Source organism: Rhodococcus oryzae (assembly GCF_005049235.1).
Lineage (GTDB): Bacteria > Actinomycetota > Actinomycetes > Mycobacteriales > Mycobacteriaceae > Rhodococcus_G > Rhodococcus_G oryzae.
Genome location: NZ_SUMD01000005.1, coordinates 249,159 through 260,948 on the forward strand (window position 1 = coordinate 249,159; position 11,790 = coordinate 260,948).

At 69.6% G+C, this 11,790-nt stretch carries 13 protein-coding genes; 5 read left to right on the top strand and 8 right to left on the bottom strand.

Annotation, left to right across the window (positions count from 1 at the left end):
- Nucleotides 1–165: 165 nt before the first annotated feature.
- The 5 genes from FCG67_RS12645 to FCG67_RS12665 are packed head-to-tail and all read left to right on the top strand — an operon-like array spanning nucleotide 166 to nucleotide 5,629.
- Entirely contained in the window at nucleotides 166–1,863 is a 1,698-nt protein-coding gene (locus tag FCG67_RS12645) for a nitrite/sulfite reductase (protein WP_027499952.1), read from the top strand.
- Nucleotides 1,860–2,609 carry a phosphoadenylyl-sulfate reductase gene (locus FCG67_RS12650; protein ID WP_169310508.1) on the top strand — a complete coding sequence of 250 codons (750 nt, stop codon included), beginning with the start codon at nucleotides 1,860–1,862 and terminating at the stop codon, nucleotides 2,607–2,609. Before FCG67_RS12645 ends, FCG67_RS12650 begins: the two co-directional genes overlap by 4 nt.
- The gene (cysD, locus tag FCG67_RS12655; RefSeq protein ID WP_136910127.1) at nucleotides 2,606–3,541 is read left to right on the top strand and encodes a sulfate adenylyltransferase subunit CysD; all 936 of its coding nucleotides are present in this window, start codon (nucleotides 2,606–2,608) and stop codon (nucleotides 3,539–3,541) included. Before FCG67_RS12650 ends, cysD begins: the two co-directional genes overlap by 4 nt.
- On the top strand, nucleotides 3,541–4,824 hold the full coding sequence (locus FCG67_RS12660; protein WP_136910128.1) for a sulfate adenylyltransferase subunit 1: 1,284 nt from the start codon (nucleotides 3,541–3,543) through the stop codon (nucleotides 4,822–4,824). The genes cysD and FCG67_RS12660 overlap by 1 nt, the downstream gene beginning before the upstream one ends.
- 40 nt (nucleotides 4,825–4,864) lie before the next feature.
- Nucleotides 4,865–5,629 (top strand): sirohydrochlorin chelatase, encoded by a 765-nt coding sequence (locus FCG67_RS12665; RefSeq protein WP_136910298.1) that lies wholly within the window; start codon nucleotides 4,865–4,867, stop codon nucleotides 5,627–5,629.
- On the opposite strand, the gene FCG67_RS12670 is transcribed toward FCG67_RS12665, so the two are convergent.
- From FCG67_RS12670 to FCG67_RS12705, 8 genes are all read right to left on the bottom strand, one after another.
- Nucleotides 5,626–6,882 (bottom strand): RNA polymerase sigma factor, encoded by a 1,257-nt coding sequence (locus FCG67_RS12670; protein WP_136910299.1) that lies wholly within the window; start codon nucleotides 6,880–6,882, stop codon nucleotides 5,626–5,628. The two genes, FCG67_RS12665 and FCG67_RS12670, sit on opposite strands and share 4 nt — an antisense overlap.
- 5 nt (nucleotides 6,883–6,887) lie before the next feature.
- Nucleotides 6,888–7,232: a YciI family protein gene (locus tag FCG67_RS12675; RefSeq protein ID WP_136910129.1), complete on the bottom strand. Its 345-nt coding sequence runs from the start codon at nucleotides 7,230–7,232 to the stop codon at nucleotides 6,888–6,890.
- Nucleotides 7,233–7,397: 165 nt separating this feature from the next.
- Complete coding sequence (locus FCG67_RS12680; protein ID WP_136910130.1) at nucleotides 7,398–8,390, bottom strand: sulfate/molybdate ABC transporter ATP-binding protein; 993 nt, start codon at nucleotides 8,388–8,390, stop codon at nucleotides 7,398–7,400.
- Nucleotides 8,387–9,163 carry a sulfate ABC transporter permease subunit CysW gene (gene cysW, locus FCG67_RS12685; RefSeq protein ID WP_245221511.1) on the bottom strand — a complete coding sequence of 259 codons (777 nt, stop codon included), beginning with the start codon at nucleotides 9,161–9,163 and terminating at the stop codon, nucleotides 8,387–8,389. The genes FCG67_RS12680 and cysW overlap by 4 nt, the downstream gene beginning before the upstream one ends.
- Nucleotides 9,164–9,189: 26 nt before the next feature.
- Nucleotides 9,190–10,041 (bottom strand): sulfate ABC transporter permease subunit CysT, encoded by an 852-nt coding sequence (gene cysT, locus FCG67_RS12690; RefSeq protein WP_211243199.1) that lies wholly within the window; start codon nucleotides 10,039–10,041, stop codon nucleotides 9,190–9,192.
- A gap of 70 nt (nucleotides 10,042–10,111) precedes the next feature.
- On the bottom strand, nucleotides 10,112–11,158 hold the full coding sequence (locus FCG67_RS12695; RefSeq protein WP_136910131.1) for a sulfate ABC transporter substrate-binding protein: 1,047 nt from the start codon (nucleotides 11,156–11,158) through the stop codon (nucleotides 10,112–10,114).
- 174 nt (nucleotides 11,159–11,332) lie between these two features.
- The gene (locus tag FCG67_RS25690; protein WP_345343077.1) at nucleotides 11,333–11,425 is read right to left on the bottom strand and encodes an Ms4533A family Cys-rich leader peptide; all 93 of its coding nucleotides are present in this window, start codon (nucleotides 11,423–11,425) and stop codon (nucleotides 11,333–11,335) included.
- 134 nt (nucleotides 11,426–11,559) lie between these two features.
- Nucleotides 11,560–11,766, bottom strand: a complete 207-nt coding sequence (locus FCG67_RS12705; RefSeq protein WP_136910133.1) for a hypothetical protein — start codon at nucleotides 11,764–11,766, stop codon at nucleotides 11,560–11,562.
- Nucleotides 11,767–11,790: the final 24 nt, after the last annotated feature.

Below are 11,790 nucleotides of genomic sequence, written 5' to 3' on the forward strand. Positions count from 1 at the left end.
TCGATCTCAAGCGTGTCTGTAGCTGTCTGCCCTTGCCTGCGTAGACGCCATTCGCCAGCCCCCTCTCAGTCCCGGCCGGTCTCGGATGTGCCTGCGGGGACAGCCCTCCCCGTCGGCGATGCCATCACAGACCGGCGCACCGAAGAAGATTCTGGAGCGCCTCCGATGTCGCAAAGTGTCGACACTCCTCCTCCCGCCCGCGCGCCGCGGCCGGCCAAGCGCCGTGCCGAGGGCCAGTGGGCCCTCGGCTACCGCGAGCCGCTGAACGCCAACGAGCAGGCCAAGAAGGACGACAACCCCCTCAACGTCCGCGCCCGCATCGAGAACATCTACTCGAAGCAGGGATTCGACAGCATCGACAAGTCCGACCTGCGCGGCCGGATGCGCTGGTGGGGTCTCTACACCCAGCGCGAGCAGGGCTACGACGGCACCTTCACCGGTGACGAGAACATCGACCTGCTCGAGGCCAAGTACTTCATGATGCGGGTGCGCTGCGACGCAGGCGCCCTCAACGTCGAGCAGTTGCGCACCATCGCGGGCATCTCCACCGAGTTCGGCCGCGACACCGCCGACCTCTCCGACCGCGAGAACGTCCAGTACCACTGGATCGAGGTCGAGAACGTCCCCGAGATCTGGAAGCGGCTCGAGTCCGTCGGTCTCAAGACCACCGAGGCCTGCGGCGACTGCCCGCGCGTCGTCCTCGGGTCCCCGCTGGCGGGCGAGTCCCTCGACGAGGTCCTCGACCCGACCCCGGCGATCGACGAGATCGTCCGCCGCTACATCGGCAAGCCCGAGTACTCGAACCTGCCGCGCAAGTTCAAGACCGCGATCTCCGGCCAGCAGGACGTGGTGCACGAGATCAACGACGTCGCCTTCATCGGCGTCAACCATCCCGAGCACGGCCCCGGCCTCGACCTGTGGGTCGGCGGCGGGCTCTCCACGAACCCGATGCTGGCGCAGCGCGTCGGCGTCTGGGTGCCGCTCGACGAGGTGCCGGACGTGTGGGAGGCCGTGGTCTCGATCTTCCGCGACTACGGCTACCGCCGGCTGCGGTCCAAGGCGCGGCTGAAGTTCCTCATCAAGGACTGGGGCATCGAGAAGTTCCGGGAGGTGCTCGAGACCGAGTACCTCAAGCGGAAGCTGATCGACGGCCCCGCGCCCGAGCAGCCCAAGCGGCCGATCGACCACGTCGGCGTGCAGAAGACCCGCAACGGCCTCAACGCCGTCGGCTTCGCGCCGATCGCGGGCCGGGTCTCCGGCACCATCCTCGCGAAGGTCGCCGACGCCGCCGAGAAGGCAGGCAGCGACAAGATCCGCTTCACGCCGTACCAGAAGCTGATCATCCTCGACGTCGCCGACGACAAGCTCGATCAGCTGATCGCCGACCTCGACGAGCTGGGCCTGCCCGCCCGGCCGTCGCACTGGCGGCAGAACCTGATGGCCTGCTCCGGCATCGAGTTCTGCAAGCTGTCGTTCGCCGAGACCCGCAAGCGCTCCCAGGTGCTGGTGCCCGAGCTCGAGCAGCGACTCGCGGACATCAACGCGCAGCTCGACGTGCCGATCACCATCAACATCAACGGCTGCCCCAACTCCTGCGCCCGCTCGCAGGTCGCGGACATCGGCTTCAAGGGCATGCTCATCGACGACGGCGAGGGGAATCAGGTGGAGGGCTTCCAGGTTCACCTGGGAGGCAGCCTCGGGTTCGACGTGGCCTTCGGCCGCAAGCTGCGCCAGCACAAGGTCGCCAGCACCGAGATGGGCGACTACATCGACCGGGTGGTCCGGCAGTTCGTCAAGCACCGCAATGCGGGCGAACGCTTCGCCGAGTGGGCCGTCCGAGCAGACGAGGGGGATCTCCGATGAGCGAAGCGAAGAGCATCGACACCGTGACCGAAGCGAAATTGGATCTGGCCACCGCGACCGCGGACGACCTGCGCGCGCTCGCCGAGCAGGCCGCGGCGAGCCTGGACGGCGCGTCCGCGCAGGAGCTGCTGCAGTGGACCGAGGACACGTTCGGGACCGACTTCATCGTCGCGTCGAACATGCAGGACGGCGTCCTGGTGCACCTGGCCGCCCAGGTGCACCCCGGTGTCGACGTGCTGTTCCTCGAGACCGGTTACCACTTCGCGGAGACCATCGGCACCCGCGACGCGGTCGAGGCGGTGTACGGGGTGAACGTCGTCAACGTCCAGGCCGAGGCCAGCGTCGCCGAGCAGGACGCGGCCGAGGGCAAGGACCTGTTCGCCCGCGACCCCGGCCGGTGCTGCGCACTGCGCAAGGTCGCGCCGCTGAAGAATTCGCTCGCCGGATACAAGGCCTGGGTGACCGGCATCCGCCGGGTCGAGTCCCCCACCCGCGCCAACGCCCCGCTGATCTCGTTCGACGACGCGTTCGGGCTCGTGAAGATCAACCCGATCGCCGCGTGGTCCGACGACGACATGCAGGCCTACATCGACAAGCACTCGATCCTGGTGAATCCGCTTGTCGACGAAGGCTATCCATCAATCGGGTGCGCGCCGTGCACCGCCAAGCCAGCCCCCGGCTCCGATCCGCGCAGCGGACGGTGGGCCGGTAACGCCAAGACAGAATGCGGGTTGCACGCCTCATGACTGCTGAACTGACCGACATCCGACCGCAACTCGACGGCACCGACTTCGACACGCTCGCTGCCCTCGAGTCCGAGGCCATCCACATCTTCCGTGAGGTGGCAGGCGAGTTCGAGCGCCCGGTGATCCTGTTCTCCGGCGGCAAGGACTCCACGGTGCTGCTGCACCTGGCGATCAAGGCCTTCTGGCCCGCGCCGCTGCCCTTCGCGCTGCTGCACGTGGACACCGGGCACAACCTGCAAGAGGTGCTGGACTTCCGCGACCACGTGGTCGAGAAGTACAACCTGCGCCTGCACGTGGCCAAGGTCGAGGACTACCTCGCCGACGGCCGGCTCACCGAGCGTCCCGACGGCATCCGCAACCCGCTGCAGACGGTGCCGCTGCTGGACGCCATCGCCGAGAACCGCTTCGACGCGGTGTTCGGCGGCGCCCGCCGCGACGAGGAGCGGGCCCGCGCCAAGGAGCGGATCTTCTCGCTGCGCAACGCGTTCGGCCAGTGGGACCCGAAGAAGCAGCGTCCCGAGCTGTGGAACCTGTACAACGGCAAGCACTCCCCCGGCGAGCAGGTCCGCGTCTTCCCGCTGAGCAACTTCACCGAGCTCGACATCTGGCGGTACATCGCCCGTGACAACGTGGAGTTGGCCAGCATCTACTACGCCCACCGGCGCGAGGTGTACCAGCGCGACGGCATGTGGATGACCTCCGGCGTCTGGGGCGGTCCGCGGGAAGGCGAGGAGGTGCAGAACCTCTCGGTGCGCTACCGCACCGTCGGCGACGGCTCCACCACCGGCGCCGTGCTCTCCGAGGCGGCCGACAACGAGGCCATCCTCGCCGAGGTCGCGGCGTCCCGATTGACCGAGCGCGGTGCCACCCGTGGCGACGACCGAGTTTCCGAAGCGGCCATGGAAGACCGCAAGCGAGAGGGCTACTTCTGATGAGCGACCTGTTGAGGCTCGCCACCGCGGGCAGCGTCGACGACGGCAAGTCCACCCTGGTGGGCCGGCTGCTGTACGACACGAAATCCGTTCTCGCCGACCAGATCGACGCCGTCACCCGCGCGTCGGTCGACCGTGGGCTCGACACCCCGGACCTGTCGCTGCTGGTCGACGGCCTCCGCGCGGAGCGGGAGCAGGGCATCACCATCGACGTGGCGTACCGCTACTTCGCGACGCCCAACCGCACCTTCGTGCTGGCGGACACCCCCGGCCACGTGCAGTACACCCGCAACACCGTCTCCGGCGCGTCCACCGCGCAGCTGGTGATCCTGCTGGTCGACGCGCGCAAGGGCGTCATCTCGCAGACCCGTAAGCACGCCGCCGTGCTCGCGCTGCTCGGCGTGCCGAAGCTGGTGCTCGCGGTCAACAAGATCGACCTGGTCGAGAACCCGGCCCAGGTGTTCGCGGACATCTCCGAGGAGTTCAACGCGCTCACCACCTCGCTGGGGTGGGCGTCCGAGGACGTCGTGGAGATCCCGGTCTCCGCGCTGCACGGCGACAACGTGGCAGTCCGCTCCGAGAACACCCCGTACTACAACGGCCCCACCCTGATCGAGCACCTCGAGTCGATCCCGGTGGACGCCGAGCCGCACCGGGTTGGCCTGCGCTTCCCTGTGCAGTACGTGATCCGGCCGCGCACCGCCGACTTCCTCGACTACCGCGGCTACGCCGGTCAGGTCGCCGCGGGTTCGGTCCGCCCAGGCGACGAGGTGGTGATCCTGCCGTCCGGCACCCGCACCACCGTCGAGCGCGTCGACACCGCCGACGGTGAGCTCGACGTCGCGAACGCGGGACGCAGCGTCACGCTGATCCTGGCCGACGACGTCGACGTCTCGCGCGGCGACACCATCGCCTCCGTCGAGGATGCGCCCGCGCCGATCGGCGAGTTCGAGGCGACGGTCTGCTGGCTCGCCGAGAAGCCGCTGCGCCCCGGCGCCCGCCTGCTGCTCAAGCACGGCACCCGCACCACGCAGGCGATCATCGGTGGCATCGTGGAGCGGTTCGACGAGCAGGACCTCACCACGGCGCAGAGCCCGGACACCCTCGAGCTCAACGAGATCGGCAAGATCTCGGTGCGCGTCGCGGAGCCGATCGTGGCGGACGACTACACCGTCAACCGGCACACCGGCAGCTTCCTGTTGATCGACCCGGCTGGTGGCAACACCCTCGCGGCCGGCCTGGTCGGCGACGCGATCGCCGCCATCGAGCTCGCCCGCGTCTAGCGTCGTGTTCGACAGCCAGGTCGGGACGCACGCGTCCCCGATGCCCGTCCCGGCGCCGCTGATCGCGGTCGCCCACGGCAGCCGCGACCCCCGCTCCGCGCGGGCGGTCGCGGCCGCGGTGGACGGCATCCGGGCCTCGCGCCCCGACCTGGACGTCCGCCTCTGCTTCCTCGACCTGTCCGCCCCGTCGGTGGACCAGGCCATCGATGCGGTTGCCGCCGAGGGACATTCGTCCGCCGTCGTGGTGCCGCTACTCCTGGGTAGCGCGTTCCATGCGCGGGTGGATCTGCCCGCGCTGCTCGCGGCAGGCCGTCGCAGGCACCCCGGGCTCGATCTGGTCCAGGCCGAGGTTCTCGGCGACGACCACCGGTTGGTGTCGGCCGTGCGCGACCGCATCACCCAGACGGGAACCGATCTCGGCGATCCCGAGGTCGGCGTGGTGCTGGCCGCGGTCGGCTCCTCGTCGCAGACCGCCAACGAACTCACCACCCGCATCGGCCCGCGGCTGCGGGCCGGCACCGCATGGGCAGGCGTCGAGGTCTGCTTCGCGACCACCGGACCCGGCCTGCCGCAGGCCGTCTCGGCGCTCCGGGCCCGCGGCGCGCGGTCGATCGTCGTCGCCCCGTGGTTCCTCGCGCCCGGCCTGCTCACCGACCGGATCGGCCGGTCCGCCGAGAACTGCGCCCCGGAATCGCTGCATGCCGACGTGATCGGCGCCCACCCCCTGCTCGCGGAGGTCGTGCTCGACCGGTACGCCGCGGGCGCCGAGCGGCTCACCGCCGCCCGGGTCGAACTCTCCGCCTAGCCCGACCGCTCGACCTCGTCGAGCCTGCGCCGCAGGTGCTCCCGTTCGGCATCGGTGCCGACCGTCTCCAGCGCGGTCCGGTAGGCCGCCGCGGCCTCGGGGAACCGGCCGAGCCGCTCCAGCAGGTCCGCGCGGGCGACCGCGTACGGGTGATAGCCCCGCAGCCGCGGCTCCCCCGCCAGCGTGTCGAGCAGGATCAAGCCCGCCTCCGGTCCGTCCCGCATCGCCACGGCCACCGCCCGGTTCAGAGCCACCACCGGCGACGGCGCCAGCGCGAGCAGCACGTCGTAGAGCGCCACCACCTGTGGCCAGTCCGTCGACGCGACATCCGCTGCCTCGTCGTGCAGGGCCGCGATGGCCGCCTGCACCCCGTACACGCCCGGCGGGCCACCGGTCAGCGCGACGACCACCAGGGCGCCGCCCTCCTCGATGGCCGCGCGGTCCCAGTGGCCGCGGTCCTGGTCGTCGAGCAGCACCAGCTCGCCGCCGGGCCCGGTCCGCGCGTCGCGGCGGGCGTGGATCAGCAGCATCAGCGCCAACAACCCGGCGACCTCGCGCTCGGCGGGCAGCAGCCGCCGCAGGATCCGGGCGAGCCGGATCGCCTCCTCCGCGAGGTCGAGGCGCTGCAGGTCCGGACCCGAGCTGGCCGCGTAGCCCTCCGTGAAGATCGAGTAGATCACCCCGAGCACCCCGGGCAGGCGGTCCGGCAGTTCGTCGGCGCCCGGCACCCGGAACGGGATCCGCGCCTGCCGGATCTTCTTCTTGGCCCGCACGATTCGCTGCGCCATCGTCGCGGTCGGGACGAGGAAAGCCCTGGCCACCTCCGGCGTCGTCAGGCCGGCCAGGCAGCGCAGGGTCAGCGCGGCCCTGTCCTCGTCGGCGAGCGCCGGGTGGGTGCAGGTGAAGAACAGCTGCAGGCGGTCGTCGGGCAGGTCGGCGAGCGCGTCGGCCGGCGGGGGCGAGTCCGCCCGATCGGACTCGACCTGCAGGACGGCGAGCCGGGCCGCGTAGGCCTGGTCCCGCCGCAGCCGGTCGACCGCGCGCCGCCGCGCCGTCGTCATCAGCCAGGCGCCGGGCCGGGCGGGAACGCCGTCAACCGGCCAGTGCACCAGCGCGGCCTCGACGGCCTCCGAGGTGACCTCCTCGGCCAGGTCGAGGTCGCCGAACCGGCGGACGAGCGAGGCCAGCAGCCTGCCGCGTTCCTCCCGGAACACGGCCTCCACGGACGATTCGGCCGCGGCCCGCTCGTCCATCGCGGTCACTCGCCGAAGTCGGCGATCGGCCGCACCACGACCGATCCGCCGCCGCGGGCACCGGGGCAGCGGGCCGCCCAGTCGAGCGCGACGTCGAGGTTCGGCACGTCGATCACGTAGAAGCCGCCCAGCACCTCGCGGCTCTCGGCGAACGGTCCGTCGGTGACGGTCCGCTGCCCGTCCGGTCCGACCCGCACCGCGGTCGCGGTGGTCAGGTCCGCCAGCGATTCCCCGGACACGAAGATGCCCGCCTCGCTGACCTGCTTGTCGTAGACCATCCAGTCTTCGGGGGTGCACCCGTTCGCGACGGGATCGGTGGAGGCCGCGTTGATCAGCATCATGTACTTCATGGTTCGACTCCTGTCGTTTCATCGTGCGGCGAGGTGCCGTACTCAATGACGACGAACGGAACCCGGTCGAATCGACACGTCCAGGAAAATAGTAGGCGGCTTCGCCGCCTGTGCGCGGTTGACGAGTGTCTGGACTCGTCAACCGCGCACGGGCCGCGGAGCGGCCTAGGCCGGGATGTTCGGGATCAGGGTGGCGCGGGCGTAGACGGTCTCGCCCTCCTTGAGCTGCAGCGCCTCGCTGTCGCCGCGGGTCACCTGGGCCGCGAACAGGTCGCCGGTGGCGGCGTTGCGCAGCTCCACCCGCACCTCGAAGCCGAGGTGCACCACCCGCTCGACCGTCGCGCGGGTGACGCCAGCGGACTCCGCGGTGCCTGCCTTCTGCGCGACCGCCATGCTGGGGTCGCGGCCGACGCGGATGTCGTGCGGGCGCACCAGCTGGCCGTTCAGCTTGGCCACCGGGCCGAGGAACGACATCACGAAGTCGTTCGCGGGCGTGTCGTACAGGTCCCGCGGGGTGCCGACCTGCTCGATCCGTCCCTTGTTCAGCACCGCGATCCGGTCGGCGACGTCGAGCGCCTCCTCCTGGTCGTGGGTGACCAGCACGGTCGTCACGTGCACCTCGTCGTGCAGCCGCCGCAGCCAGGTCCGCAGGTCCTCGCGGACCTTGGCGTCGAGCGCGCCGAACGGCTCGTCGAGCAGCAGCACCTGCGGGTCGACGGCGAGCGCGCGGGCCAGCGCCATGCGCTGCCGCTGGCCACCGGAGAGCTGGGCCGGGTAGCGGTGCTGGAAGCCGTCGAGACCGACGATCTCGAGCAGCTCGTTGACCTTCTTCTCGATCTCGGGCTTCGGCCGCTTGCGGATCTTCAGCCCGAACGCGACGTTGTCGCGGACCGTCATGTGCTTGAACGCCGCGTAGTGCTGGAACACGAAGCCGATGTCGCGCTTCTGCGGGGGCACACCGGTGACGTCCTTGCCCCCGATGGTGATGGTCCCCGAGTCCGGGTTCTCCAACCCGGCGATCGACCGCAGCAGCGTCGACTTGCCGGATCCGGACGGGCCGAGCAGCGCGGTCAGGGAGCCGGCCGGGATGTCCAGCGACAGGTTGTCCAGGGCGGCGAAGTCGCCGAAGTTCTTGTTGGCGCCGATCACGGAAATCATGTGTTGCTCCTCTTGCGGTCGAGCAGCGTCATCAGCAGCAGGGTCACCAGCGCGATCCCCATCAGCAGCGTCGCCGCGCAGTAGGCCCCGAAGGTGTTGTGATCGTCGATGTAGCGCGAGTGCACGAGCAGCGTCAGGGTCTGGGAGACGCCGGGGAACCCCGAGGACACCATGATCACCGCACCGAACTCGCCGAGCGAACGGGCAACGGTGAGCACCACGCCGTAGGTCAGGCCCCAGCGGATCGCGGGCAGAGTGATCCGCCAGAAGGTCTGCCACTTCGAGGCGCCGAGGGTCGCGGCGGCCTGCTCCTGCTCGTCGCCGATCTCGTGCAGCACCGGCTCGACCTCGCGGACCACGAACGGAAGCGTGACGAAGATGGTGGCCAGCACCATGCCGGGCAGGCCGAAGATCACCCGGAACCCGGCCTCGTCCAGGACGCCGAACCAGCCGTTGACGCCCCACAGCAGGATCAACGAGACGCCGACGACGATCGGCGAGACCGCGAACGGCAGGTCGACGACCGCCTGCATCAGGCCGCGGCCCGGGAACCGTCCACGGACCAGTGCGAGGGCCGTGACGATGCCGAAGATCACGTTGATCGGCACGACGATGGCCACGATCAGCAGCGAGAGGTTCAGCGCCGAGATCGCCGCCGGGGTGGAGATCGCCTCGATGAAGGCGCCGATGCCCCGCTCGAAGGTGCGCCACAGGATGACACCGATCGGCACCAGCAGCAGGAAGAACAGGTAGCCGAGCGCGACGACCCGCATCCCGAGCTTCGATCCGGTCGACAGGTTCACTGGGCCTGCTCCTCACGTCGCTGGCTGCGGCTCGAGAGCACCCGCAACACCAACAGGGTGACGAAGGCGATCGCCAGCAGCGCCACCGACACCGCGGCGGCGTTGACCGGCCGGTCGATCTCGATCTGCTGCTGGATGTACTGCGAGGTCACCTGCGTCTCGCGCGGGATGTTTCCGCCGATCAGCACGACCGAGCCGTACTCGCCGATCGCCCTGGCAAACGCCAGGCCCGCGCCGCTGATGATCGCGGGCGACAGGATCGGCAGCACCACCTTCCGGAAGATGGTCCAGTTGCTCGCGCCAAGGGACGCGGCGGCCTGCTCCACCTCCCGGTCGGTCTCGATCAGCACCGGCTGCACCGAGCGGACCACGAACGGCAGCGTGACGAACGCCAGCGCGACGACGAGGCCGGGCTGGGTGGCGTTGAGCTGCACACCGATCGGGCTGTTCGGGCCGTACAGCGCCAGCAGCACGATGCTCGCCACGATGGTCGGCAACGCGAACGGGAGATCGATGAGCGCGTTGACGAATCGCTTACCGGGGAACTCGTCGCGGACCAGCACCCAGGCGATGAGGGTGCCCATCACCACGTTGATGAGGGCGACGATCGCCGAGACCGTGACGGTCACGCGCAGCGAGGCCAGCGCGACCGGGCTGGTCACGGCTTCCCAGAACCCGCTGAGGCCGTCCTCGAACGAGGTCACCGTCAGCGCCGCGAGCGGGAGCAGCACGATGACGCTGAGCCAGAGCATCGCGACGCCGATGCCAAGCGGGCCAACGGTGCCGGTCACGGCGGTCCACTTGCGCTTCTTCGCGCGGGTGGGCCGAGCGGGGGGACCGGTCTCGATCGACTGCTGTCCTACGGACTCGGACACCAGTCCCCCCGTCGTTGTTTCTGTAGTGCTCGTCACGGTCAGATTACTTGGTGGCGTTGTCGTAGATCGTGGCGATGGAGCCGGTTTCCTTCTTGAACAGGCTCTCGTCGACGGCCTTCCAGCCGCCGAGGTCCGCGATCGTCCACAGCTTCGCGGGCGCAGGGAAGTCGGCCGCGAACTCGGCGGCGACACCCGGGTCGACCGGGCGGAATCCGGCCTCGGCCCACAGCTTCTGGCCCTCGGTGGTGAAGAGGAAGTCCTTGAACGCGTTGGCCTTCTCGAGGTTCTGGCTGCTCTTGATCACGGCGACCGGGTTCTCGATCTTGAACGTGACCGGCGGGGTGACGTGCTCGACCGGGTCGCCGTTGCGCTCGGCGAACAGGGCCTCGTTCTCGTAGCTCAGCAGTACGTCGCCGGTGCCCTGCAGGAAGGTCTCGGTGGCCTCACGACCGGACTTCGGCTGGACCTTCACGTGATCGGTGACGAGCGTGTTCAGGTAGTCGAGTCCGGCCTGCGGGTTCTTGCCGCCGTCGCTCTTGGCGGCGTAGGGCGCCAACAGGTTCCACTTCGCCGAGCCCGAGCTGAACGGGTTGGGCGTGACCACCTCGAGGCCGGGCTGGAGCAGGTCGTCCCAGTCCTTGATGCCCTTCGGGTTGCCCTCGCGGACCACCACCGTCACGACCGAGCCGAACGGGATCCCGTTGTAGGCGTCCTTGTTCCAGTCCTCGCTCACCAGGCCCGCGTCGACGAGGCGGGTGATGTCCGGCTCGACCGAGAAGTTGACGAAGTCGGCCTGGGCGCCGTCCTTGACCTTGCGGGACTGGTCACCGGAGGCGCCGTAGGACTGCTGGAACTCGACGTTCTTGCCCGCCTCGGTCTCGTTGAAGGCGGGGATCAGCTTGTCGTAGCCGGGCTTGGGGACCGCGTAGGCGAACAGGCTGACGGTGCCCCCGCTGCCGTCGCTCGATCCACCCTCGGTGCCGACGGTGTCGCTCGACCCGCCGCTGCACGCGGTCAGTGCGATCGAGCCGGCGGTGACGACGGCGGCCAGAAGGACGCCGGAACGGGTGATGCGAGAGCGCGCGCTCATGTGAATTGCCTTTCACAGGTGTGCCACGAGGGCAAGGAGGTGGTGTCCGGTCCTCAGACCGCAGCGCGGGACCACTGCCGGCAACGGCGTGGTCTCACGGTGACACAGAATTGGGGTTGTCGCCCGCTACGTGGGGCGGTCCGGCCGCGGGCTCGATGGCTCGCGCGGCTTCCGCTATCGACAACAGTCGATATCGGCGACCGCAAGCATGCCGACAGCGATCAACGCCAGTTCATGGCGGACCTGGTGCACGGCGGTTGCAGACACGCGGACGAATGTAGCAGAGCGATCGACCCGGATCGAACTGGAGCGGGCCCCGTTCCACTACCTGGTCAGCAGCCAGCCGATCAGGACCAGGAGCATGAGCGCGATCAGGGCGAGGGTGACGCGTGAGCGGGGCATCAGCGGGCACCGTCCTCGGTGGCGGCGGAGGGGGCCGAGTCCCGGCCGAGCAGCACGAAGATCCTGGCGAGCAGCAGGTCGGCACCGCTGGCGATCCCGATCGCGAGCGGCATCATCACCGCCATCACGAGGATCAGCTGCGGTATGAAGGGCAGCCCGATCACCCAGAGCTCGAGTCCGTCCCACCAGCTGGCAATCTGTGTCACCCGGTCAGCCTATCGCCCCCACTC

Bases quoted from the DNA above. Each gene is read 5' to 3' on its own strand.
- FCG67_RS12645 (WP_027499952.1), top strand. From the start codon at position 166: ATGTCGCAAAGTGTCGACACTCCTCCTCCCGCCCGCGCGCCGCGGCCG.
- FCG67_RS12650 (WP_169310508.1), top strand. From the start codon at position 1,860: ATGAGCGAAGCGAAGAGCATCGACACCGTGACCGAAGCGAAATTGGAT.
- cysD (WP_136910127.1), top strand. From the start codon at position 2,606: ATGACTGCTGAACTGACCGACATCCGACCGCAACTCGACGGCACCGAC.
- FCG67_RS12660 (WP_136910128.1), top strand. From the start codon at position 3,541: ATGAGCGACCTGTTGAGGCTCGCCACCGCGGGCAGCGTCGACGACGGC.
- FCG67_RS12665 (WP_136910298.1), top strand. From the start codon at position 4,865: ATGCCCGTCCCGGCGCCGCTGATCGCGGTCGCCCACGGCAGCCGCGAC.
- FCG67_RS12670 (WP_136910299.1), bottom strand. From the start codon at position 6,882: ATGGACGAGCGGGCCGCGGCCGAATCGTCCGTGGAGGCCGTGTTCCGG.
- FCG67_RS12675 (WP_136910129.1), bottom strand. From the start codon at position 7,232: ATGAAGTACATGATGCTGATCAACGCGGCCTCCACCGATCCCGTCGCG.
- FCG67_RS12680 (WP_136910130.1), bottom strand. From the start codon at position 8,390: ATGATTTCCGTGATCGGCGCCAACAAGAACTTCGGCGACTTCGCCGCC.
- cysW (WP_245221511.1), bottom strand. From the start codon at position 9,163: ATGCGGGTCGTCGCGCTCGGCTACCTGTTCTTCCTGCTGCTGGTGCCG.
- FCG67_RS12695 (WP_136910131.1), bottom strand. From the start codon at position 11,158: ATGAGCGCGCGCTCTCGCATCACCCGTTCCGGCGTCCTTCTGGCCGCC.